Source organism: uncultured Roseivirga sp., assembly GCF_963973945.1.
Classification (GTDB): domain Bacteria; phylum Bacteroidota; class Bacteroidia; order Cytophagales; family Cyclobacteriaceae; genus Roseivirga.
The window spans coordinates 57,868-79,175 of record NZ_CAXBBV010000015.1 but is presented as its reverse complement, the minus strand read 5'-3'; the positions used below and the strand labels follow the sequence as shown (position 1 = coordinate 79,175).

General features: G+C 37.9%; 27 protein-coding genes. 22 read left to right on the top strand and 5 right to left on the bottom strand.

The annotated features are described in order from the left end of the window. Positions 1-58: 58 nt before the first annotated feature. From AAC026_RS18040 to AAC026_RS17955, 18 genes are all read left to right on the top strand, one after another. Positions 59-637, top strand: coding sequence for a Crp/Fnr family transcriptional regulator (locus tag AAC026_RS18040; RefSeq protein WP_339701025.1), 579 nt, complete (start codon positions 59-61; stop codon positions 635-637). An 88-nt stretch (positions 638-725) separates the two neighbouring features. Further along, positions 726-1,133: a VOC family protein gene (locus AAC026_RS18035; RefSeq protein ID WP_339701022.1), complete on the top strand. Its 408-nt coding sequence runs from the start codon at positions 726-728 to the stop codon at positions 1,131-1,133. 17 nt (positions 1,134-1,150) lie between these two features. Then, positions 1,151-1,525, top strand: a complete 375-nt coding sequence (locus tag AAC026_RS18030; protein ID WP_339701020.1) for a DoxX family protein — start codon at positions 1,151-1,153, stop codon at positions 1,523-1,525. Next, entirely contained in the window at positions 1,518-1,892 is a 375-nt protein-coding gene (locus AAC026_RS18025) for a DUF1801 domain-containing protein (protein ID WP_339701018.1), read from the top strand. The genes AAC026_RS18030 and AAC026_RS18025 overlap by 8 nt, the downstream gene beginning before the upstream one ends. A gap of 190 nt (positions 1,893-2,082) precedes the next feature. Then, positions 2,083-2,778: an SUMF1/EgtB/PvdO family nonheme iron enzyme gene (locus AAC026_RS18020; RefSeq protein WP_339701015.1), complete on the top strand. Its 696-nt coding sequence runs from the start codon at positions 2,083-2,085 to the stop codon at positions 2,776-2,778. 256 nt (positions 2,779-3,034) lie between these two features. Continuing rightward, positions 3,035-3,844: a helix-turn-helix domain-containing protein gene (locus tag AAC026_RS18015; protein ID WP_339701013.1), complete on the top strand. Its 810-nt coding sequence runs from the start codon at positions 3,035-3,037 to the stop codon at positions 3,842-3,844. An 84-nt stretch (positions 3,845-3,928) separates the two neighbouring features. After that, the gene (locus AAC026_RS18010) at positions 3,929-4,402 is read left to right on the top strand and encodes a VOC family protein (RefSeq protein WP_339701011.1); all 474 of its coding nucleotides are present in this window, start codon (positions 3,929-3,931) and stop codon (positions 4,400-4,402) included. A gap of 256 nt (positions 4,403-4,658) precedes the next feature. Continuing rightward, positions 4,659-5,138, top strand: a complete 480-nt coding sequence (locus AAC026_RS18005) for a nuclear transport factor 2 family protein (RefSeq protein ID WP_339701009.1) — start codon at positions 4,659-4,661, stop codon at positions 5,136-5,138. 30 nt (positions 5,139-5,168) lie between these two features. After that, on the top strand, positions 5,169-5,528 hold the full coding sequence (locus tag AAC026_RS18000) for a nuclear transport factor 2 family protein (RefSeq protein WP_339701008.1): 360 nt from the start codon (positions 5,169-5,171) through the stop codon (positions 5,526-5,528). A 223-nt stretch (positions 5,529-5,751) separates the two neighbouring features. Next, positions 5,752-6,846: a DUF2652 domain-containing protein gene (locus AAC026_RS17995; protein ID WP_339701005.1), complete on the top strand. Its 1,095-nt coding sequence runs from the start codon at positions 5,752-5,754 to the stop codon at positions 6,844-6,846. A 112-nt stretch (positions 6,847-6,958) separates the two neighbouring features. After that, complete coding sequence (locus tag AAC026_RS17990) at positions 6,959-7,570, top strand: dihydrofolate reductase family protein (protein ID WP_339701003.1); 612 nt, start codon at positions 6,959-6,961, stop codon at positions 7,568-7,570. 18 nt (positions 7,571-7,588) lie between these two features. Further along, positions 7,589-7,942, top strand: a complete 354-nt coding sequence (locus tag AAC026_RS17985; protein WP_339701000.1) for a VOC family protein — start codon at positions 7,589-7,591, stop codon at positions 7,940-7,942. Between the two features lie 135 nt (positions 7,943-8,077). Continuing rightward, on the top strand, positions 8,078-8,701 hold the full coding sequence (locus AAC026_RS17980; protein WP_339700998.1) for a dihydrofolate reductase family protein: 624 nt from the start codon (positions 8,078-8,080) through the stop codon (positions 8,699-8,701). A 7-nt stretch (positions 8,702-8,708) separates the two neighbouring features. Continuing rightward, positions 8,709-9,155, top strand: a complete 447-nt coding sequence (locus AAC026_RS17975) for a VOC family protein (RefSeq protein ID WP_339700996.1) — start codon at positions 8,709-8,711, stop codon at positions 9,153-9,155. 138 nt (positions 9,156-9,293) lie between these two features. Continuing rightward, the gene (locus AAC026_RS17970; RefSeq protein ID WP_339700994.1) at positions 9,294-9,596 is read left to right on the top strand and encodes a DUF1330 domain-containing protein; all 303 of its coding nucleotides are present in this window, start codon (positions 9,294-9,296) and stop codon (positions 9,594-9,596) included. 82 nt (positions 9,597-9,678) lie between these two features. Continuing rightward, the gene (locus tag AAC026_RS17965) at positions 9,679-10,113 is read left to right on the top strand and encodes a lipocalin-like domain-containing protein (RefSeq protein WP_339700992.1); all 435 of its coding nucleotides are present in this window, start codon (positions 9,679-9,681) and stop codon (positions 10,111-10,113) included. Between the two features lie 65 nt (positions 10,114-10,178). Beyond that, positions 10,179-11,216 carry a serine hydrolase domain-containing protein gene (locus AAC026_RS17960; RefSeq protein WP_339700990.1) on the top strand — a complete coding sequence of 346 codons (1,038 nt, stop codon included), beginning with the start codon at positions 10,179-10,181 and terminating at the stop codon, positions 11,214-11,216. Between the two features lie 447 nt (positions 11,217-11,663). Further along, a complete protein-coding gene (locus tag AAC026_RS17955) occupies positions 11,664-12,596 on the top strand; it encodes a hypothetical protein (RefSeq protein ID WP_339700988.1) in 933 nt (310 codons plus the stop codon). A 35-nt stretch (positions 12,597-12,631) separates the two neighbouring features. Here the strand turns inward: AAC026_RS17955 and AAC026_RS17950 are convergent, their stop codons facing one another. Genes AAC026_RS17950 through tgt form a run of 3 tightly spaced genes read right to left on the bottom strand, consistent with a single transcriptional unit; the run spans position 12,632 to position 15,759 of the window. Then, the gene (locus AAC026_RS17950) at positions 12,632-13,546 is read right to left on the bottom strand and encodes a DMT family transporter (RefSeq protein ID WP_339700986.1); all 915 of its coding nucleotides are present in this window, start codon (positions 13,544-13,546) and stop codon (positions 12,632-12,634) included. Then, positions 13,546-14,628 (bottom strand): LptF/LptG family permease, encoded by a 1,083-nt coding sequence (locus AAC026_RS17945; protein ID WP_339700984.1) that lies wholly within the window; start codon positions 14,626-14,628, stop codon positions 13,546-13,548. Before AAC026_RS17945 ends, AAC026_RS17950 begins: the two co-directional genes overlap by 1 nt. Further along, positions 14,629-15,759 (bottom strand): tRNA guanosine(34) transglycosylase Tgt, encoded by a 1,131-nt coding sequence (gene tgt, locus AAC026_RS17940; RefSeq protein WP_339700982.1) that lies wholly within the window; start codon positions 15,757-15,759, stop codon positions 14,629-14,631. It abuts the gene before it with no gap. Between the two features lie 157 nt (positions 15,760-15,916). On the opposite strand from tgt, the gene AAC026_RS17935 reads away from it, so the two are divergent. The 3 genes from AAC026_RS17935 to rsmG are packed head-to-tail and all read left to right on the top strand — an operon-like array spanning position 15,917 to position 18,196. After that, the gene (locus tag AAC026_RS17935; protein ID WP_339700980.1) at positions 15,917-16,942 is read left to right on the top strand and encodes a glycosyltransferase; all 1,026 of its coding nucleotides are present in this window, start codon (positions 15,917-15,919) and stop codon (positions 16,940-16,942) included. Continuing rightward, positions 16,933-17,541, top strand: coding sequence for a sigma-70 family RNA polymerase sigma factor (locus tag AAC026_RS17930; RefSeq protein WP_339608168.1), 609 nt, complete (start codon positions 16,933-16,935; stop codon positions 17,539-17,541). The genes AAC026_RS17935 and AAC026_RS17930 overlap by 10 nt, the downstream gene beginning before the upstream one ends. A gap of 25 nt (positions 17,542-17,566) precedes the next feature. Next, the gene (gene rsmG, locus AAC026_RS17925; RefSeq protein WP_339700978.1) at positions 17,567-18,196 is read left to right on the top strand and encodes a 16S rRNA (guanine(527)-N(7))-methyltransferase RsmG; all 630 of its coding nucleotides are present in this window, start codon (positions 17,567-17,569) and stop codon (positions 18,194-18,196) included. Here rsmG and AAC026_RS17920 read toward each other — a convergent pair whose 3' ends face one another. Both AAC026_RS17920 and AAC026_RS17915 read right to left on the bottom strand, forming a co-directional pair. Beyond that, positions 18,197-18,598, bottom strand: coding sequence for a hypothetical protein (locus AAC026_RS17920; RefSeq protein WP_339608170.1), 402 nt, complete (start codon positions 18,596-18,598; stop codon positions 18,197-18,199). Positions 18,599-18,670: 72 nt separating this feature from the next. Further along, positions 18,671-19,906 (bottom strand): ABC transporter permease, encoded by a 1,236-nt coding sequence (locus AAC026_RS17915; RefSeq protein WP_339700976.1) that lies wholly within the window; start codon positions 19,904-19,906, stop codon positions 18,671-18,673. A 115-nt stretch (positions 19,907-20,021) separates the two neighbouring features. Here AAC026_RS17915 and AAC026_RS17910 point away from each other — a divergent pair, with 115 nt between their 5' ends. Continuing rightward, the gene (locus tag AAC026_RS17910) at positions 20,022-21,287 is read left to right on the top strand and encodes an asparagine synthetase B (protein ID WP_339700974.1); all 1,266 of its coding nucleotides are present in this window, start codon (positions 20,022-20,024) and stop codon (positions 21,285-21,287) included. Positions 21,288-21,308 lie beyond the last annotated feature (21 nt).

Sequence of the window (21,308 nt, the reverse complement as noted above, 5' to 3'; positions counted from 1 at the left end):
CATGAGCTTTATTAAGCGTAAAAGAGCATTGAGATAACATTGAGCATACTGAAGTGAAATGAATACCTCCCAATTTTTTGAAAAGATAAGAACCTACTATAATATTTCTGAACAAGCAGAACGGGCTTGGGAAAGGCTTTTACAACAAAAGGAGTATAGAAAAGGCGACAATGTTCTTAACATTGGACAACACCCCAAAAAAATGTCCTTCGTTGTAAGTGGACTACTTTCGCAGCATTACATTGGAGAAAATGGAGATGCAGTAATAAAGTATTTTTTTCCAGAACAGCGAATAGCTGCTTCGTTGAGTGCGATGTTGGCTAACAAGCCAAGTGAGTTTTCCATTACCGCACTTGAAGACACCACCGTTCTGGAGTACGACTTTTTTGAGTTTAGAAAGTTGTTTGACCCTTTTCCAGATTTGGCTCGTTTTTACATTGCCTACAACGACCTTCATTGGATCATAGAAAAGGAGCCACTAGAAATTACTTTTAGAACAGAAACTGCGGCTAAAAGATATGACGACTTTCTTCAAAAGTACCCAACATTGGTTCAACGCATTAAAAAACATCACATCGCTTCTTACTTGGGCATTACCCCAACACAATTGAGTAGAATACTTCTTACCAACAAGTAATTTTTTTCACTTTCTCAACATATGTAAAAGTTTAAATCCACTGGTTGCCAAATCTTTGTGTCATCATTAACAACTAAAAAATAAAAAGATGGCAACAAAAGTTTTTATTAACCTACCGGTAAAGGATCTCGACAGATCTATGACATTCTTTAAAGATTTGGGCTTCAGCTTTAACCCTCAATTTACCGATGAAAATGCAGCAAGTATGATAGTGAGCGAAAACATATTCGTAATGCTGCTTACAGAAACGTATTTCAAAACATTTACCAAAAAACCAATTAGCAATGCAAAAGAAAGTACGGAAGTACTTATAGCATTGGACACAAATTCAAGGGATGAAGTCCAACAGATTGTTGCAAAAGCCCAAGAGTTAGGTGCTACTATTTACAATGAACCGCAAGACCACGGCTGGATGTACCAACACAGTTTTGCAGACTTAGATGGACACCAATGGGAGTTTGCATACATGGACATCACACAATTTCCAAATGAATAACCTTAAACCTTATTAAAATGAAAAAGAATAGAATAATTTTTTGGATCACAACAAGCATCATCTTTTTGTGGGAAGGACTGATGCCACTAAGTACCTTACTATTTGCGCCCGAATACATTAATGCAGGCACAAAACCTTTAGGCTATCCTGACTATTTCGCTTATGTATTAATCATCTGCAAAGTATTGGGAGCAATAGCCATTATGCTACCAAAATTACCAAACAAATTGAGAGAATGGGCTTATGCTGGTTTAACATTTAACCTAATATTTGCTGTAATCAGCCACATTGTGGTAGACGGGAACATCGGCTACATTTTAACTCCTGTAGCAATCGGTGGCATACTTGCAGCCTCATACATTTATAACTTAAAAATGAAAACAAATGGCTAAGACAGACTATAGAACAATTGAAGAGTATCACAAAGTGTTTAGTGGCGACACACTAGAAAGAATGCAAACAATTAGGGAACTGGTGCACAAAGTTGCACCAGAAGTTGAAGAGGTAATCAGCTACCAAATTCCTGCTTTCAAGTTAGGCGACAAATATCACTTAATTTACTATTGTGCTTTTCCCAAACACCTAACCATATCAAGTCCTTGGAGCGAAGCAATGCTGAAAGAATTTGAAGTAGAATTGAAAGATTACAAAGTTTCAAAGTCGGCTATTCAACTTCCGCTAGGCAAACCTTTGCCCTTAGATTTAATAAAAAGAATTTTAGAGTTTAGGAAAAAGGAATTTGAAGCAAGAAAGAAGTAAAAACTGCCTAAAACAAAGTATTGCCACGGTGGGGGCTGACAGAAGTAACTGATCAGTTGCGCTGCTATCAGCTTTTGTTTATACATTCGGCTGACGATGCTCAAAGTCCCCCATTGCGGCAATGGCAGAAGTAAATACAGCTAAGCAAAGAGCTGCTATTCAATAGTGAAAGTCACATTAGAAAAACAACGTGGAAACGACAAACAAAAAAATAGATAAGGCACTCATTGACAAGTTGTTTCTTTTAATTCCATCAGGCACAGTTGAAATGAGAGATGACAGAACCAAAGAAGCTTGGTTGTCCGAAATAGACTCATTCAAACTATCGAAATTTCTAGTGACGCAAGAGTTATATGAAGCAGTAATAAAAGAAAACCCGTCAACATTCAAGGGAGAGAAATTACCTGTTGAAACCGTTTCGTGGATTGATGCGGTAAATTTCTGTAATGAACTATCTGAATCTTTAGCAAAAGATAAATGCTATACTATTGACTTAGCAACTGAAAGTATAACCTTTAATTCAAAGGCAAATGGGTTTCGGTTACCAACAGAAGCTGAATGGCAATATGCTTGTCAAGCAGGAACTAAAGAAATCAGGCACGGTGAATTGAGTAACATTGCTTGGTTTAAAGCTAACTCAAATAACCAAACTCAAACAGTTGGACAAAAGAAGCCTAATGAATGGGGACTTTATGATATGCTAGGTAATGTTTGGGAATGGTGTTCAGACATCTATGACGAATCTGTTTATGGGTCTTATCGCATTTTTCGTGGTGGCGGTTGGTGCGACCAAGAAAGGAGCGTTATGGCAACCAATAGAAGAAGGAGTCATCCAATAAAGTTTAAAATTGATGACCTTGGGTTTAGAATTGCGCAAAACAAATAGCACCCCACTAACCCTCATCTATAATGATGATTTAGGTCGACCCATCTTAAAAAACCTAACGCACTCTTCTGAACTGTCATTCAGGGCAAACGAGCGCACTCACATTCCCATGGATTAAACCGTGTCTCATGTCCTCCCCTACGGTCCGCAAAGCTGAGAAAATGCAATCGCCATTGTACAAATTATCACCAAACTTTTAACTTTAAATTTGAGTACTATACAAAGGTTAGCGGTCACAATAAATGAGTTTTAAACTTTGAATAAAACAACAGACATAAGGAAGGTTTTTATGCCGTTTCAACCTGCCACAAGGTTTGAACCTGAATTTACACTCTATAAAGAACATCTACCCGATTCAAGACTGGCTCCTTATATCTATTACTACTGGGAGTTTAAAACTATTAAGCCTTTACTAAATGGCCTAGAGTATAGAGTTGTACCTAATGGTTGTATAGATATTTATTTTGAGCTACAACAGCCCAGCAAAAGCATTGTAACCGGATTTAGCGATAAAAGCTCTAGTGTAACATTACAAAACGAATTTCATTATTTCGGCATTTGCTTTATGCCATCCGTTTTTCCCTTGATTTACAATATCAATGCAACAGAACTTACAAACAGGTACTTCGATTTAGGTTTGGTAGCACCAAACACCGCTAATTTTATTACAAATGAATTAGACGCAGAGCTTAGCTCGTCAAGAATAATTGATTCACTAAATACTCATTTTTTGAATTTGACGAATAGTAAAGCTTTTAGAATTGACTATAGATTGCTTGACGCTATTGATTTAATCTTTAAAACAGGTGGGAACTTATCCTTAGACGCTGATCTTAAAACTGGTTTAAGCCAAAGACAGCTTAGACGGTTGTTCAATTTTTATATTGGTAATAACCCAAAAACATTCTGCAAAGTAGTCCGCTTTCAAAGCTTTCTACAAAAAAATACAATCTTAAAAGTAGCCGCATCAAACTTCGACTATCTTGATTATGGCTATTATGACCAGTCTCATTTTATAAAGGAATTTAAAACCCTATTCGGAAAAACGCCCCGTCAAGCTTATTGAATAGAATAAGTATGTCCGATTTTTACTATTAATAAAATAGTGGCGATGCGACCTTTACACTGTTATACAATAGCAATAAAAGGTATGAAGCAAACAACTCTATTCTCTATTACTGTATGCTTAGCAGCTAATTTATTTTTACAAACGGGCTTAAAAACCAAAAATCGACAAACCATGAAAATGAATGCAGGCGTAATCACTAGCAAACTGGCCGAAACAAAGGATTTCTATACCAAAACCTTAGGGTTTGGTGTCACATTTGAAAATGATTTTTACCTTTTGTTACACACGCCAAATAAAGAAGCCGAAGTCAGTTTCTTACTTCCAAACCACCCAAGTCAGCAGCCCCTTTTTCAACAACCATTTCAAAATCAAGGTATGTATTTGACCATTGAAGTAGATGATGTAGACAACATTTATCAAGAATTGAAAAGAAAAGGTGTAGAAATAAAAATTGACATTCGAGATGAGCCTTGGGGCGACAGGCATTTTGCTATTCAAGACCCAAATGGAATTGGGATTGACATTGTGACCTATGCGGAACCAGAAGAAAAATAGCAAAAGTATTTCTGACAAAGATTTAATAGCTAGTTAGTCACGCTCTCAGGTTTAGCCTTATGACTAGTTATTTTGACTTAATGATAGAATTTGTCGGAATATACCCTGTTAAATGTTGTCATCACCCCCCTAGTATATACTGTAATCATATGAAATTTGTAAACATATAGTTCGCGATCATATCGTAAAGGTGCCGAATTGACGCTATTTCCGATAACCGCTCTTAATGACTTTAGGAATTCTATAACAATGAAATATGATGATTAGAGGTATAAAAATCACTAAAAATCTGGGAATTGCATTTGTACTGTTCTTAGGTTTTGCTTGCTCGCAACAGAAAGGCCTTGTTGATGACCTACAATCTTTCACTACTACGCTTGATGTTCATCTTGAGGCCATTGCCAAAGGTAATCTTGAACAGCTTGCCCCTACTGTTTCTGAAAGTGTAATTATGATTGGCCCAGATGGGAGAAAGTATGATGGCAAAGATGCCTTTATGGATTTACACAAAAATTGGTTTGCATCAAGCAACTGGAAATGGGACGGAAGAATATTGAAAACTGAAAGTAGCGACTCATTGGGATTTGGGCTTGTGCAATATAAATACACCGAAAACGACTCAGCAGGTCACATTACGCTTGAAAGCAATGCATACTTAATACTTGTTTTCAAGAACTCAGCCCTTGGGTGGCAACTAACGCATGATCAAAACACCTCAATACCAACAATTAAATAATTAAAAGTGTACAGTTAAAAATCTAACAAAATGACAAACAAAGAAATTGTAAAGCAATTACTCAATGCTTTTTTGAAGCACGATGTTGAAAAAGCACTTTCATTTATGAGTGCTGATGTAAAAATGGGTTGGCCAGGCTTTTTCGACCTAGAACCTGGCAAAGAAGCTATTCGGGAATTTTACTTAGACATTCCCCAAATGGTATCTAGTAAAATCGGTGAATTCATAGAAGAAGGCAATACTGTGGTAGGCACTGGAATGGTTACCGCAAAGCACCAAGATGGCTCACTTAAGAACAGTTTCTTTTGTGACATCTACAAACTTGAAAATGGAATGGTGAGCGAAATACAAAGCTATATGGTCTTTGAAGCTAAGAAGGAAGAAGCCTAAATAACTAAGTACAAAGCCAATCTAAAATCGGGAATCAGCATGACTTTCAAGTGTAGAATAGTTGTGCTGGTTTACGAAAGAAACATTGTTGAATCGTAGATAAGGAGAGTATAAGTTATTGTGAAAAAGAAACGATCATCAGTGACCATACCTATAAACTTATACAAACCTGACACGCAATGATTTTAAGTGTCGAATACAGCAAATGTAAACTATAAGCGAAATGTTGAACTCTACTAAAGGTCTTATCTTCATTCCTGACATCAGCGGATTCACCAGTTTCGTTAAAAAAGTGGAGATTGAACATAGCCGGCTGATTGTAGAGGAACTACTAGAAGTTTTGATAGATACCAATGAGATGGAACTCATTGTTTCCGAAATCGAAGGAGATGCTATCCTATTTTACAAATTTGGTGAAAAGCCGAACTTAAAAGTGGTTCACCAACAAGTGAAGAAGATGTTCACGGCATTCCACAAAAGCCTGATGGCTTATGTAAGCAGAAAATATTGTCAGTGCGAAGCTTGTCTCTCGGCCTCGGACCTTACGCTAAAAGTGATTACTCATTATGGCGAGTTTACAGAATACAATGTAAAAAACTTTAGTAAACTCATTGGAAAAGATGTTATCGTGGCCCATGAGCTACTCAAAAACGACATTGACCATCATGAGTATTGGTTGGTTTCGGAAGGGCTATTTAAAAAGAGTGAAATGCAATCGGAAACGGTAGGTTCTATTATTTGGACGGGGGGACAGAAAACTACAAAAGATGAAAACATCCCTTTCCACTATTCATCATTAGGATATTTAAAAAGCAAAATATCAGTTGAAACACCTAAGAAACCCAACCTACAAACCAAAAGGAAAGTGATTTCCATTTCTAAGACATACAATACTGATTTGATTACCTTATTGCATGCCACAGCCGATTTTACCTATAGAAATCAATGGGTGAATGAAGTAAACAGTGTTGAAGTACAAAACCATTTTCTTCCGCGGATCGGTATGCGCTGTGTAATGAATTTACCCCGTAAAAAAGTAACAATCATTGCCAATCATTACATATTCGGTGAGCATAAAATTGAATTTAGTGAAACAGAAGAGAGCACAGGTTGGCTCTCGTACTATACACTGGAAAAACTAGAAGACTTTAGAACCCTACTTACATTCAACTACTACATTAATGACCAGTTGTTTTCGGGGTTTCTTTTCAAACTTCTAAAACAAGCCAGACTAAAGAAGATCACAGAGAAGTCGCTAACAAACCTAGAGGGACTTGTAGAAAAACTGGGAGACTCCATTAGAATAAAGGCTCAATAATGAACAGCATATCCCCATCCATTATATAGGATGAATGTGCTAAAAATAAGACTTACAGAAAGCAGAGAGTTCATTACTCTCAGCTTAGTGTTTCTTAAAAAATATTCTAAACATGAAACAAACTCAAAATATCTCAAAAACAATCGCGGTAATGTCAATGTCTCTTGACGGCTTTGTCGCTGACAGCAATGATGGTGTGTCCGAAGTCTTTGATTGGTATTTCGCTGGCGATATAGAGGTCGAAGCTGGTGGAGCAGATGCCATGACCTTTCGCCTATCACACCCTAGTGCCGAGCATTATAAAAATCTTGTGAGTGAATTAGGCGCAGTCCTCACAGGTAAACGCACCTTCAATGTTGCTCAAGGATGGGGCGGAAATCACGGTTGGGGTCCTGCATTCGTACTGACCCATTCTGTACCTAAGGGTTGGCCAAAGCCTAATTCTAATGTCCATTTTGTTACTGACGGTCTCGAGTCTGCAATTGAGCAAGCTAAAGCAGCGGCAAATGGAAAAGCAGTTGGAATTCATGGTGCTGACACCATCCAGCAATGCCTGAACGCAGGCCTGCTTGATGAGCTACATATTGACATTACAGCAGTTCTTCTTGGTTCGGGTGTTCGGCTTTTCGAGCATCTTGAAAACACCCCATCCACCCTTGGTGACCCTATCGTAATATCAGGAAAAGGGGTCACTCATCTGCGTTACCCAGTAATCAAGAAATAAGCCATTAAAAGAAACACAATGTTAACCTACGTACACCCGAAATTACCCATGCGAGACAAAACCCAATCAAAAAATTACTACCTAAATCAATTGGGCTTTGTGGAAGTGAGCGACTATGGAGATTATCTAATTCTGTCTAAAGACAATATAGAAATTCACTTTTTCGAATTTAAGGAGCTCAAACCAAGAAAAAACTATGGACAAATTTACATCAGAACGAATGATATTAACGAACTCTATCAATTTCTAATTGACAACAATACCACCATACACCCCAATGGTAAATTGGAGATTAAGCCTTGGGGACAAAAAGAGTTTTCAGTACTCGATCCTGATGCTAACCTTATAACCTTTGGGCAAAGTATTGAATAAGAAAGAACATCTCAATTCAAAAATTTAGGGCTACCGCTGCTTCGGCAGCACATAGCATTTAAATAAAGTTAAAACCAGTAAAGAAACACGAATACAGTCAGTAAGGAGTATTATTTAAAATCAAAAATTAAAATCATGAGTAAAATTTTCTTTGATAATGGAATCTCGCTTGATGGATATTTCGCAGGCGATAACAGAAGCCCTCAAAATCCAATTGGTGATGGCGGCACTTCAATTCACAATTGGATGTATAAGCAAAAAGCATTTTTCAAAGCCCTTGGAATGGAAGGCGGAGAAGAAGACGGTATAGAAAGTAAGCTGATAGAGGACACATTTGCAAGAACTGGCGCTTACATAATGGGGAAAAACATGTTTAATGAAGGCGAAGTGAACTGGCCAGAAGATCTTTATAAAAGAGATGTATATGTTCTAACACATGAAGAAAGAGAGCCTTGGGTTCAAAAAGGAACAACTACCTTTTACTTTATCAATGACGGGATAGAAAGTGCCTTGGAAAAAGCAAAGCAATCTGCCAACGGAAAAGACATAAGAATACAAGGTGGCGCAGAAACCATACAGCAATTTCTTAACTTAGGCTTAGTAGATGATTTCATTCTCCATATCACTCCAATAATCTTAGGCAGTGGTATTCGTTTGTTCGACAGCATTGACAAAAGTGTCTTTGATTTAAGTATTGAAGAAGTAATACCTTCAAAACTGACTACACATATTAAATACAAGCTGATAAATAAGCGCTAGACAAAACATGGAAAAGAGCAAACTACTTCAGATGAATAATATGGGGATCGTTGTAGAGAACCTCGACAATGCAATATCCTTTTTTACAGAAGTAGGCTTAAAACTCGAAGGGCGAGCCATTATCGAAGGTGAATGGGCTGGAAAAGTAACCGGACTTGGAAATCAGTCTGTTGAAATTGCAATGATGGTTACACCCGATGGGCATAGCCGACTGGAGATTTCTAGGTTTATCTATCCCAAAACCATATCAGACCATCGAACAGCACCTGTCAATTCTCTTGGTTATTTACGTATCATGTTTACTGTGAACAACCTTGATGAGTTGGTATCCCGACTCATAAGACTAGGTGCTGAGCTCGTTGGTGAAGTGGTTCAATACGAAAATTCATACAAGCTCTGTTACATTCGAGGAGCAGAAGGATTGCTTGTTGGGCTTGCCGAGCCGCTAGAGTAAATCTATTTAACCCCAGTATAACAGAACCTGACCGAAGACCTGAATAGCAAAATGTATGAATAAAGCACTGAAGGGTGTTCTTCATAAATAATCAGTGAACGACCAAGGCCATGTTATAACTACTTCATTCCATTACATATGATTTACATAACTCAAATCATTTACATTCAACCGGGTAAAGAAGACGCATTTCATGATTTTGAGGATGTAGTCATACCACTGATTTCTAAATACAATGGGCAATTATTACTTAGGTTACGCCCTTCTGATGTGAGTGTAATTGAAAGAAATATTGAAACACCATACGAGATTCACATTGTAGAATTTACAAGTCAAAAAGATTTTGATAATTTTAAATCAGATGAAGAAAGAAACAAGGTTTTGCACTTGAAAGAGCAATCCATAAAATCTTCAATACTAATACAAGGTGAAAAGTTGTGAGTATTAGAAAACAATCGCTACTAGTTAAGCTAACCATTTGTCTTCTTTTCTCCCCTTATCTGTCTAATTTAAAAGAAGGTCAATGAAAACCCCTCAACAACAAATAATAGGAAGTTGGAAACTGAATAATTTTGAATTAAAAAATCTGACTGTAAACAAATCTATTTTTCCTTACGGAAAAGAGCCTATTGGGATTTTAATATTTAGTGCTGACGGTTTTATGTCTGTTTCAATAATGTCAGACAACAGAATCAACTTTGAGGTTGAATCATTGCAAATGTCGTCTGCAGAGGAAAAAATAAGTGCTATTGATACATATCTGTCATACGCTGGGAAGTGGAGAATAGAAAACGACAGAATCTATGTTGAAGTAATTACTTCTCTATTGCCCAATTGGAAAGACAAAGAACATTACAGAACATTTCAACTGAATGATAAAACACTGTCATTTCAAACCCCAAAAATGAAACAGGGAGACTTTGATATATTAGTTGAATTGGACTGGGTAAAATTTTAAAAAGACCAATTACGATGTTCTCTCCCTTAAATCCATTTTAAAAAATCGCTCACCCCTTAAATGGCATGAAAAAGAAACAAACAAAACGAGTACTCAAACTCACACTTATTCTTGCTAGCATCGCCTCTTTGTTTTTCGTACCTTGGATTTTGGTTTGGGCTTGGATATTACCGCTACCAGACAGCCTTCAAGAACAGGCAAATGAAGCCCTAGATCATGGGTTTGAAGGAATTATTGTTTACGTAGATGAAGCTGGAAAACCACCAGCATTTTACGCAGCTGGCTGGCATAACAGAGAGGATAAAATCCCTGCAAATCCACATGCTCTATTCAAGCTCGCCAGTCTTAGTAAGTTATATACCGCAGTGGCCATAACAAAGCTTGTGGCTGATGGCCGCTTGTCATTGGATAAAACCCTTGCTGATTACCTTCCAGAACTTGTAGGAAGAATCGAAAATACGGATGCAATTACTTTGAAGATGATGGTGCAGCACAGGAGTGGTATTCCAAATTATACTGACACACCTAATTATTGGGCTGCCCCAAAAGAAAGCAACCAAGAAAATCTCGAATTAATACTCGATAAGCCAGCCAACTATAGGCCAGATCAGGACTATGAATACAGCAACACCAATTATTTGTTACTTGCCGAAATCATGGATAAAGTGCTGAGATATCCTCACTTTCAATTCATTCAGGAGGAAATTCTAAACCGACTTCAACTTAAAAACACTTTTGCCTCGCTTGATGGCGTGAATATAGATGATGTAATGAGTGGCTATCATGTGGGCCACCCTTATGACCTAAAAACTGACAAGCAAGGAATGTTAGCATCAGCAGAAGATGTGGGCATATTTTTAAGAGCTTTAAACGATGGGTCATTGTTTGATGCAGGTGAAAAGGACATCTATTCATCCATTTATGAATATGAACATAAAGGATGGGTGCCTGGCTACCAGAGTATTGCCAAGTATCACAAAGACATTGACACCGTAGTCATTCAATTCACAAACACTACCGATCCTAAATTGTACAACTGGAATTTAGCAGACATTATCTATAGTCGAATTATCAAAATACTCAAGCGCAAAAAAGACTCATAGCTTCTTCACAGGTAAAGGGCAACACTAACATCTGTCTATTAAGAGTAAATAGTGGACGTTTATTTTGGATTAAGGCCTTATTCAAAGGCTCCTTCTCAAACTATCCAGCAATCAAACTTTATGGAACATTAGGTGAGAAAAGAAAAGCGACCGAGAAAGAAGTCAGTCTATTAAATAGAAGAATGAAATTCACAAACGGCTTTAAGGGCAACACCTACTTGTGGAAAAACATGGAGTTTGTTAGAGAAATAAAGTTCACAAAAGCCGAGAAAATAAACCTTGGAATGATGACCAAGCAACTATAAGAAGAGCCCCTTCCTACTAAGGTTTCAAAAGCCTTGTTGGTAAATACTTACCTAAAACATCTCGTTCGTTAGAAAAATTGCGTCTTATTACTGGCATCTACGTCCTATACTCCAAACGCTCGTCAATCATCTAAATCAAACAATGACCAAAAAAATCTGTACAATCCTCCTAACAATCATTTCGCTTTCTGGCTGTAGCACTGATTCCATTTCATACTTTAACCAAGAACCACCTTCCAACACTCCTCAGTTGTTTGCTCCATCACTAGTGAATACAGACAGTATAGAGCTCAATATTGTTTTTAACTCTACCAACACAGAGATGTTTTTCTCAAGAATTGTAAACGGAAGCTTTATAATCCATCACACAGAATTAATAAACGGAATATGGTCTGATATAGAACCCATTCAAATGTACCCCGATAGTATTTCTATTTCAGTAGCCTGTGACCCTACAATTACACAAGATGGAAAGACAATGTACTTTCTCGGTGTTGATCCAAATAATTATACCAGTAATGTGACCACAGATGAGCTTTACACCATCCCTCCTGATATTTACAGGAGCGAAAAAGTAAATGGAAAGTGGCAATTGGCAACAAAATTAGAGTTCGGGATTTCAACAGAACATCTAGAGTCTTATCCTGTTGTTGTGACTAACGGAAGTCTATACTTCCAATCTAACCGACCAAGCACTAATGGAGGAAGAAACACCTATCGTGCAGAGTATTTAGGAGACGGTAAGTTTAGCGCTCCAGTTTATGTTAGTGTGGCTACTGAGGGACGAGAGTTAATTTCTTATGTTTCGCCAAATGAACGCTATACCATTACCAATGGCAACAATAAATTCCAAATTGCCTATAAGCAAAACGGTGAATGGTTAGCACCTATTGAAGTACCCTTGGCGTATGAAAAGGGTTGGAATTACTATTGTCCATACATGACACCAGACGAAAAGTATTTTATCTTTTCAAGAAGGTATAATAACCCCTTAAAAAAAGGTTGGGCCGGAGTTGAAAAATCAGAAGTCTATTGGGTAAGTGCAGGTGTAGTTTTTGCTTCAAAGAAAGACTAAGCTGGTAAATATCTCTCAAGCATAGCGAGCTTTGATTAAGCTAAATTTCTTCTTTTTTCTAAGGCTTTCCGTTGACTTCTTCTAATGACTGGGTAACTCAATACAGCACCTAGAATAATTAGTGTTCCGTAATAAAAACCAGCACTCATTTCTTCATTTTCACCGTAAATAATCACTGCCAGAATAATTCCATAAACAGGCTCTAGGTTAATTGTAAGGTTTACTACATAGGCCGTAATTCGCTTCATTAATTCTACTGAAGCAGAAAAAGCATATACCGTACAAACCACAGAAAGAATAAACAATAAGCCCCAGTCTCTGGTAGTAGGCAGGGCGTATATTGTGGTTTCTCCCAAAAAGAAGTGTTTGTAAAAGGGAATAAAAATGGCAATACCAATGGCTGCCGAGGCCATTTCATAAAAGGTAATAGTATACTGCGACAGTCTATGGGTCATTTTACCATTCAGTACTGAAAACAATGCAGCCATAAATGCAGAAGCCATGGCCAAGCCTAGCCCCAATGCATTGTTAAATTCGAAACGAAAGATGACATAAAGCCCACTGATTACAACCAAGCCCAAGACCACCTCAAACAGCCTGATCTTTCTCTTGTTAAATAGAGGCTCAATTAGGCTCGTCCAAAAGGTAGTAGTGGCCATTCCTGCCAAACTCACGGAAACATTAGAAACCCTAGCTGATTCGAAGAACAAAAACCAATGAGCAGCAATTATAAAACCTACCAAAATTAAAGGCGTAAGCTCAGCGCGGTTAACCTGAAATGTCTTTGATTTGAAATACATAAAACCCGCCAATACAACACTGGCCAATGCAGTTCTGTACATCACCACATCAGTAGACGGGATAGTCATTTCATTACCAAGAATTGCGGTGAAACCCCATAGAAAAACAATAAAATGAAGTTTCAAAAAGTCCTTAGAAGAGGCTTCCATTACTTAGGAACAAAGCGATAGATAGAGAAACCAAGCATAGTAAAAATAATATTAGGCATCCAAACTGCAAGCAAGGCATCCATTGAGCCTGCCTCAGCTATGCTCTTTGTAGCGATAAACAAAAGTATATAAATAAAGGCTAACAAAAAGCCCAAAGCGATCTGAAAACCAACTCCTCCCCTTGTTTTTCTAGAAGACAAAATCACACCAATAAAGGTCAGAATAATAGCGGTAAACGGAGACATAAACCTGGTCAGCTTTTCAATATGATAAATTGGAATATTGTCAGCACCCTTTTGTCTCAAGTCTTCAATATAACTATACAACTCAGGAATTGTAAGTGTTTCTTGGAGGCCTGTTTGGCTCGAAAAATCCTGAGGACTCATATTGAGTTTTATCAAAGTGTCTTCTACGTTTTCGTAACGAAACTCTTCATTTAGCTCATTAAACCTACGGATATTCCAATCTCTTAAATTCCACGAGGTAGAGGTAGAATCCCAAACAATTTGCCTAGCAGAAATCTTATAGAGCATTTTCTTATCTACTATTTCTTCCAGAGTAAAGTTACTTCCAGAGTTTCTGTAATTGTTGTAAGATCTTAGATAAACATAGGTGGTTGGGCTCACTTTAAAATGGACATCTTCACCAGAATAGACAAAGGGTTTGTCTGCAAAATATTCGTTTTCAAATTTCACCCTAAACTTATTGGCTTCAGGAATAATCCACCCTGTAAAGGCAAAGCTAATTACTGCTATAATCATTGCGCCACGTAAAAATGGCTTGAGCATTCTAGGGTAGCTCACCCCTCCTGCTAAAATGGCCACAATTTCTGTATGACTCGCCATTTTGGAGGTAACAAATACAGCAGCGATAAATACAGTAATAGGCGTAATTAAATTGGCAATATAGGGTGCATAGAAAAGAAAATACTTGATGATTAACCAAGTGCCCACTTCATTTTTTATAAAGTTTTCATTCCTTTCAGAAAAAGTAAGAATGAGCACAATGGCTACCAAAATACCCACTACAAAAAGGAAAGTTGTGAGGAACTTGGTTAATATGTACTTGTCCAGTATTTTCATTTAGAGGCGTTGAGTCACTTTTTTGACCATTTGGTTCTTCCAATCAACAAACGTGCCTGCTAATATCTGTTTTCGAGCTTCTTTAACCAACCATAAGTAAAAAGTTAAGTTATGAATACTGGCAATTTGTGCTCCCAAAATCTCTTTGCTCGTAATTAAATGTCTTAAGTAAGCTTTAGAGTAGAAAGTACTGTTATAGCCTCCCAAATTCGGGTCAATTGGGCTATGGTCGTTTTTCCACTTTTCATTACGCATGTTTAAAATACCTTCACTCGTAAACAGCATTCCGTTACGGGCATTTCTAGTCGGCATCACACAGTCAAACATGTCTACGCCCAAGGCAATTCCTTCTAAAATATTTTCAGGTGTACCTACGCCCATTAAATAGCGTGGTTTATCCTTAGGTAGAATGTCACATACAATTTCCGTATGCTCATACATCATTTCGGCTGGCTCACCAACAGATAGCCCTCCAATGGCATTTCCTTCACGTTCAAACGAAGCTATGGTTTCAGCCGACTTCACCCTTAAATCTTTATAAGTACTCCCCTGCACTATCGGAAAAAGCGTTTGGCTATAACCATACTTTCCCTCGGTAGCATCAAACCTGTCGCAGCAGCGCTTAAGCCAACGATGCGTCATTTCCATAGACTTGCGCGCGTATTCATAGTCACAAGGGTACGGAGTACACTCATCAAAAGCCATCATGATATCCGCTCCGATTGTGCGCTGAATATCCATTACACCTTCTGGGCTAAAAATATGCTTAGAACCATCAACGTGTGACTTGAAGGTTACGCCCTCTTCTTTAATTTTTCTGGTACCTGAAAGCGAATAAACTTGGTAACCACCACTATCCGTTAAAATTGGCTTGTCCCAACCATTAAATTTATGAAGTCCGCCAGCGGCTTCAATTACTTCTAACCCTGGCCTTAAGTACAAATGATATGTATTCCCTAAAATGATTTGCGCCTGAACATCATCTTTCAATTCGCGCTGATGTACCGCTTTAACAGACCCTGCAGTGCCTACAGGCATAAAAATAGGTGTTTCAATTACACCATGGTCTGTGGTTATTTCCCCCGCTCGGGCCTTCGATTGTTTGTCTACTCCAGCTAAATTAAACTTCATTCCTCATTTTTGATCGCACAAAAATAGCAGGAATCATTTATTCTTATTTCATTCAAGCATCATTTCGTTTTCTGTGAGTTTAGAAATTATCTTTTGGTCCGTATTTATTCTGTCTACAGCTATTCAACTGTACTATCACTGGGTATATTTTAACCTGTTGCCAAAGCACTCCTCTATCAGTAATAAAGAGGTTTATCAATCACCAGTATCAATAGTTGTTGCCGCCAGAAACGAGGCAAAACTTTTACCAACATTGATTGCTGTATTGCTGAATCAGGAATACCCCACTTTTGAAATTATAATTGTAAACGATCGATCTTCTGATGGCTCTGAAGCTTTGCTCAATTCGCTCAAGGTAGAAAACCCAAAACTTAAGGTGATTCATGTTCATAATCTCCCTGAAGGTTGGAATGGTAAAAAGTACGCATTACAATTAGGTATTAAAGCAGCTCAAAATGAACTCATATTACTGACAGACGCGGATTGCTTACCAAAGACAAATCAATGGATCAGTAAAATGGCAGGAAGCTTTAAAGCGGAAACCGACTTTGTTTTAGGTTTTTCTCCTTATAAAACTGAAAAGGGTTTTCTAAACCAAATGATACAGTTTGAAACACTGTTAACGGCCGTTCAATACCTCTCGTTTGCAATTAAAAGACAACCTTACATGGGAGTAGGCAGAAATTTAGCCTACCGAAAGTCAGTTTTTCTAAAGCATTCATTCCAAGGTTTTCAATCTAAAACGGGAGGCGATGACGACCTTTTTGTGAATGCCCATACAAATGAATTGAATACCGAAATCTGTATTCATTCAGAGGCCCATCTCATCTCCATCCCAAAAGCAAGTTGGGCAGAATATTTCACTCAAAAAGTAAGGCATTTGTCGGTTGGAAAAAACTATCGTAAAAAAGATCAAACGAGATTGGGCCTTTTTGCGTTAAGTTCGCTGATCGGATGGATAATGCTATTTTTAGCAATTTTAATGGGCTTCAATATTACATTCACTTTGGTGATTATCGGTATCAAGAGCTTGTCATTTTATGTTATCTTTACCCGTTCAGGTCGCAAACTGAAAGTGAACATGGCCTATTGGGCACTTCCATTCCTCGATCTGTGTTTCAATTTGTATTACCCAATGGTGGGATTAGTGGCGCTAATAGCAAAAAAGGTTAAATGGAGTTAGGTAAGCAGTTTTCTGACAAGGCACTCAAAGATTTTAAATTAATAGACCTGGCAGTTGAAAATCATGATCAACAAGCGTTTGCGGAGTTATTACAACGATATCGCAAACCCGTGTATCATATGATTTTAAAAATGATTCGGAATGTTGATGATGCCGAAGATTTAACAATTGAGGCTTTTGCTAAGGCATTCAAGAACCTTCACAAATTTAAAAAAGACTTTACTTTTAGTACTTGGCTGTTCCGAATTGCCACAAACAATACCATTGATTTTATTCGTAAGAAAAGGCTCGACACCATGAGCCTCAATACTTCTTTTAGCGATGACAATGGGGAATCTGTAAATATTGACGTTCAGGATAAAAACTTGAACCCTCAGGAAGAAGCCATTAAAGCTCAAAAGATTGAACTGGTTCAATTGTTCGTTACCAAGTTGCCAGCCAAATATCAGCGATTGGTAAAGCTGCGCTATTTTGATGAGCTCAGTTATGACGAAATAGCGAAAGAACTAAATGCACCTTTGGGCACTGTTAAAGCGCAATTACACAGAGCTCGTGAATTAATGTATGACCTTGTGAAAGGTAAAAAGGAGCACATCTAATTCTTTTTTGTTAATTCGCACTCAAATGGAATTAATCAAAAAGCATTTCCCGAACCTTACAGAAAAGCAAATTGCTCAATTTGCCCAACTAAAGCCTTTATACACCGAATGGAACGAGAAGGTAAATGTGGTGTCTAGAAAAGACATAGAAAACCTTTACGAACGCCATGTATTGCATTCTTTAGGAATTGCTAAAGTTTTTAAGTTTCCTGAAAACACCGATATTCTTGATGTAGGAACTGGAGGTGGTTTCCCGGGAATTCCATTGGCCATTATGTTTCCTGAGTCTAACTTTCATTTGGTTGACTCCATTGGGAAGAAGGTTGTGGTGGTTAAAAATATAAGCGAAGCATTAGGGCTTAAAAACGTAGTGGCTGAACAAGCGCGTGCCGAAAGCATTAAGCACAGAAAATATGACTTTGTAGTAAGCCGAGCTGTAGCTCAACTCAAAGAATTCTACCCTTGGATAAAGCATAAGTTTAAACCTACTGCAGAAGTAGCCTATAAAAGCGGTTTGCTTTATTTAAAAGGAGGCGATTTAACTGCCGAGATCAAAGAGTCTAAATTGGTAAAAGTCCGTGTTCACAACCTAGAAAAATTCTTTGAACCAGAGTTCTTCGAAACCAAAAAAGTAGTTTTCGTTCCTAGGCAGTAATTAGTTAGTTCGTCTTTCGAAGCTTTCTTCTTGTTCTTGAGGTTTTGCAGTATAGATGAGAATACTGTACACCCCTACTAACGTTCCGACTGGGAAATTGATAAGCCCAATAATTCCATAGACAAGCGCAGGCATCATGGCCCATTTACGGCCATTTACTAAACCAAAGCCTATTACAATTTTAGGAATAAGAAAAACTACAGCAATTCCCCAGAGTATAGAGTCTATAAAATCAAATATCCACAGCGCTTCTGGAGGCATGGGATCATTATCCATTGCAGCCATATTCAAAATGAAATCCATAAAGAAATCATAGAATACTAAGCCAAGCAGACCAAGGGCACTAAAAGTAATAAATAGTATTCCGAGGATTTTCTTGTGAGATGGGTCAGTAAAATTCATAGTTGCTAATTTTACTTCAATATAAAAAAACCCCGATAAATCGAGGTTCTTTTCGTCAGCAGCATTTACCGCTTATTCAAATCTTAAAGCTTCGATTGGATCTAACTTCGAAGCTTTATTAGCAGGAATTACTCCCGATACCAAGCCTACAAATACACATACAACCAAGCCAACTATAATCCATAGCCACGGAATTACAAACGCTCCGCCCATTGCTTTCGCCAGTATATTTCCAATTCCAATTCCCATCAAAGCACCAACTATACCACCCATTTGGCAAATCACAATCGCCTCAATCAAAAACTGTTGGCGAATTCTGGTTGGTGTAGCTCCAAGTGCCTTTCTAATCCCTATTTCTCTGGTTCTTTCAGTTACTGACACCATCATAATGTTCATTAACCCCACAGCCGCACCTAAAAGCGTAATAGCACCTACAACCAAACCACCAATTCTTAATCCATTGGTCATGTTATCCAAAGCTTCGGTAGCAGAATCCGATCTTACAACTTCAAAAGAATCTTCTTCTCCTAATTTGTTGCCTCTAATCTTACGCATATACCCCGTAGCCTCGCCCATTGCATAATCAATTTGTTCTGGGTCTTGAAGCATAACTGTAATGTTATATCTCATTCTACCGCTTCTATCCAGTCGCTTTGCATTCAGAAGTGGGATAATAATATTTCTATCCTCTTCGGTATCTCCCCCAAAACCACCTTTTTCTTCCAGTACACCAATTACACGGTAGTTGTTACCATAGAATTTAACTGTCTTGTTTAGAGGGTTTTCATTTTTATCGAAAAGTGCTTTAACTACTTCCGTTCCTAGAATACAAACGTAATTTCCGAACTCAATTTCTAGAGAAGAGAAATTACGACCTTGTTCAATTTTTATATCCTTTATAGAAAAGTAGTTTTCATCTCCACCCGTAATACTAGTATTTGGGTTGGTCTTCTTTTCTTCATACTTAATCTCTGCCGAACCAGAAGCTCTTGTATAAATAGTTACTGTAGAAGGAAAGTTGAAGTCTTCCTTAAAGCGTACGGCTTCGTCATATTTAATAGGAGCATAAGATCGCTCCCTTCTTCCATTCATGTTTCTTCTGGCAGAAGAACGACTATCTACATCGAAGCTATTGGCCCCTAAACCCGACATGCTGGATTCAATTTCGCTTTGAATACCATCTACGGCAGTAAGCATTCCTACCAACGAGGTGATTCCTATGGCGATAATTAGACCTGTCAAAATGGTTCTGAGGGTATTCGATTTAATCGACTTTATTCCTTCCCTAACGTTTTCTCTGAAATTCATTGAGATAAAATGAGTTTTTGATCGTTACGAATTTAGTCAACCGTTGGTCAGATATTACCAACAAATTTATAAATTCAACGATCGTTCTGTTAAACGGTTCATAATCCAGTTCACTATGAGAAGACTTTTGATTTTATTGATTTTGGCTACGTTTAGCCTTAGCGGCCATGCATCCAAAATACTGATCCCAATGGATCTTTCTCAATCAAATCACCTAAAAGCCTACGGTATTGCTTACTGGGTTCTCAGTAAAGACGTAACAATCGACTGGATGTTAAATTTTAGGGGAGGAAGTTTTTTATTACCCTCTTCAGCGAACATAGAAAAGGAGTTAGTGATCCGTGGAGTGAGCTATGAAGTAATTTCTGATGCTACGGTTGCCCAATACGAAAGTCAGATTGCTTCGCCTTCTTCAAACATGGACATGATGAAATTAGAGAAAGTGCCAAAAATTGCGGTTTACTCTCCTAAAACTAAAATGCCTTGGGATGATGCTGTAACCTTAGCACTAACTTATGCTGAAATTCCCTACGACATAGTATATGATGATGAATTAATGGCCGATGAATTACCAAAATATGACTGGCTTCATCTTCACCATGAAGATTTCACAGGCCAATACGGTAAGTTTTATGCTACTTACTCACCTTATAGTTGGTATCAGCAACAACAAAAAGATTATGAAGCTTCGGCCAGAAAACATGGTTTTGCAAAAGTATCGCAATTAAAACTGGCTATTGCTCAAAAAATAAGAACGTTTGTTGCTGGAGGTGGCTTTTTGTTTGCCATGTGTTCTGCTACTGATTCATTCGATATTGCGTTAGCAGCCAACGGATTAGACTTTATTGAAGCCATGTATGATGGTGACCCTGCCAACCCTGCTGCCGAATCTCAGTTCGATTTTTCGCAAACTTTGGCTTTCGAAAATTTCAAGCTGAAAAAGGATCCTTTAGAATATGAATTCTCGGACATAGACAACACGGATGCCAGACGTTCTCGATCTTTAAATGAAGGAAATGATTTCTTTAAATTGTTTGAATTTTCTGCAAAATGGGATCCTATCCCTACCATGCTCACCCAAAATCACACACATTTAATCAAAGGGTTTTATGGTCAAACCACTGCGTTTAAGGCGAGGGTGATAAAACCAGATGTGGTAACCATGGGACAAAACGATGCAGCTGAAGAAGCTAAGTACATTCATGGCGTTTTTGGAAATGGCTTCTGGACCTTCTATGGTGGTCACGATCCTGAGGATTATCAGCATCGGGTTGGAGAAGAACCTACCGACTTAAACCTCTACCCTAACTCTCCGGGTTACAGATTGATTCTGAACAACATTCTATTTCCTGCAGCTAAGAAAAAGAAAAGGAAAACTTAGGCTTTATCATCTTGGCCTTTC

Excerpts from the sequence above, each read along its gene's own strand:
- AAC026_RS18040 (WP_339701025.1), top strand. The coding sequence starts at position 59 with ATGAATACCTCCCAATTTTTTGAAAAGATAAGAACCTACTATAATATT.
- AAC026_RS18035 (WP_339701022.1), top strand. The coding sequence starts at position 726 with ATGGCAACAAAAGTTTTTATTAACCTACCGGTAAAGGATCTCGACAGA.
- AAC026_RS18030 (WP_339701020.1), top strand. The coding sequence starts at position 1,151 with ATGAAAAAGAATAGAATAATTTTTTGGATCACAACAAGCATCATCTTT.
- AAC026_RS18025 (WP_339701018.1), top strand. The coding sequence starts at position 1,518 with ATGGCTAAGACAGACTATAGAACAATTGAAGAGTATCACAAAGTGTTT.
- AAC026_RS18010 (WP_339701011.1), top strand. The coding sequence starts at position 3,929 with ATGAAGCAAACAACTCTATTCTCTATTACTGTATGCTTAGCAGCTAAT.
- AAC026_RS18005 (WP_339701009.1), top strand. The coding sequence starts at position 4,659 with ATGATGATTAGAGGTATAAAAATCACTAAAAATCTGGGAATTGCATTT.
- AAC026_RS18000 (WP_339701008.1), top strand. The coding sequence starts at position 5,169 with ATGACAAACAAAGAAATTGTAAAGCAATTACTCAATGCTTTTTTGAAG.
- AAC026_RS17995 (WP_339701005.1), top strand. The coding sequence starts at position 5,752 with ATGTTGAACTCTACTAAAGGTCTTATCTTCATTCCTGACATCAGCGGA.
- AAC026_RS17990 (WP_339701003.1), top strand. The coding sequence starts at position 6,959 with ATGAAACAAACTCAAAATATCTCAAAAACAATCGCGGTAATGTCAATG.
- AAC026_RS17985 (WP_339701000.1), top strand. The coding sequence starts at position 7,589 with ATGTTAACCTACGTACACCCGAAATTACCCATGCGAGACAAAACCCAA.
- AAC026_RS17980 (WP_339700998.1), top strand. The coding sequence starts at position 8,078 with ATGAGTAAAATTTTCTTTGATAATGGAATCTCGCTTGATGGATATTTC.
- AAC026_RS17975 (WP_339700996.1), top strand. The coding sequence starts at position 8,709 with ATGGAAAAGAGCAAACTACTTCAGATGAATAATATGGGGATCGTTGTA.
- AAC026_RS17970 (WP_339700994.1), top strand. The coding sequence starts at position 9,294 with ATGATTTACATAACTCAAATCATTTACATTCAACCGGGTAAAGAAGAC.
- AAC026_RS17965 (WP_339700992.1), top strand. The coding sequence starts at position 9,679 with ATGAAAACCCCTCAACAACAAATAATAGGAAGTTGGAAACTGAATAAT.
- AAC026_RS17960 (WP_339700990.1), top strand. The coding sequence starts at position 10,179 with ATGAAAAAGAAACAAACAAAACGAGTACTCAAACTCACACTTATTCTT.
- AAC026_RS17955 (WP_339700988.1), top strand. The coding sequence starts at position 11,664 with ATGACCAAAAAAATCTGTACAATCCTCCTAACAATCATTTCGCTTTCT.
- AAC026_RS17950 (WP_339700986.1), bottom strand. The coding sequence starts at position 13,546 with ATGGAAGCCTCTTCTAAGGACTTTTTGAAACTTCATTTTATTGTTTTT.
- AAC026_RS17945 (WP_339700984.1), bottom strand. The coding sequence starts at position 14,628 with ATGAAAATACTGGACAAGTACATATTAACCAAGTTCCTCACAACTTTC.
- tgt (WP_339700982.1), bottom strand. The coding sequence starts at position 15,759 with ATGAAGTTTAATTTAGCTGGAGTAGACAAACAATCGAAGGCCCGAGCG.
- AAC026_RS17930 (WP_339608168.1), top strand. The coding sequence starts at position 16,933 with ATGGAGTTAGGTAAGCAGTTTTCTGACAAGGCACTCAAAGATTTTAAA.
- rsmG (WP_339700978.1), top strand. The coding sequence starts at position 17,567 with ATGGAATTAATCAAAAAGCATTTCCCGAACCTTACAGAAAAGCAAATT.
- AAC026_RS17920 (WP_339608170.1), bottom strand. The coding sequence starts at position 18,598 with ATGAATTTTACTGACCCATCTCACAAGAAAATCCTCGGAATACTATTT.
- AAC026_RS17915 (WP_339700976.1), bottom strand. The coding sequence starts at position 19,906 with ATGAATTTCAGAGAAAACGTTAGGGAAGGAATAAAGTCGATTAAATCG.
- AAC026_RS17910 (WP_339700974.1), top strand. The coding sequence starts at position 20,022 with ATGAGAAGACTTTTGATTTTATTGATTTTGGCTACGTTTAGCCTTAGC.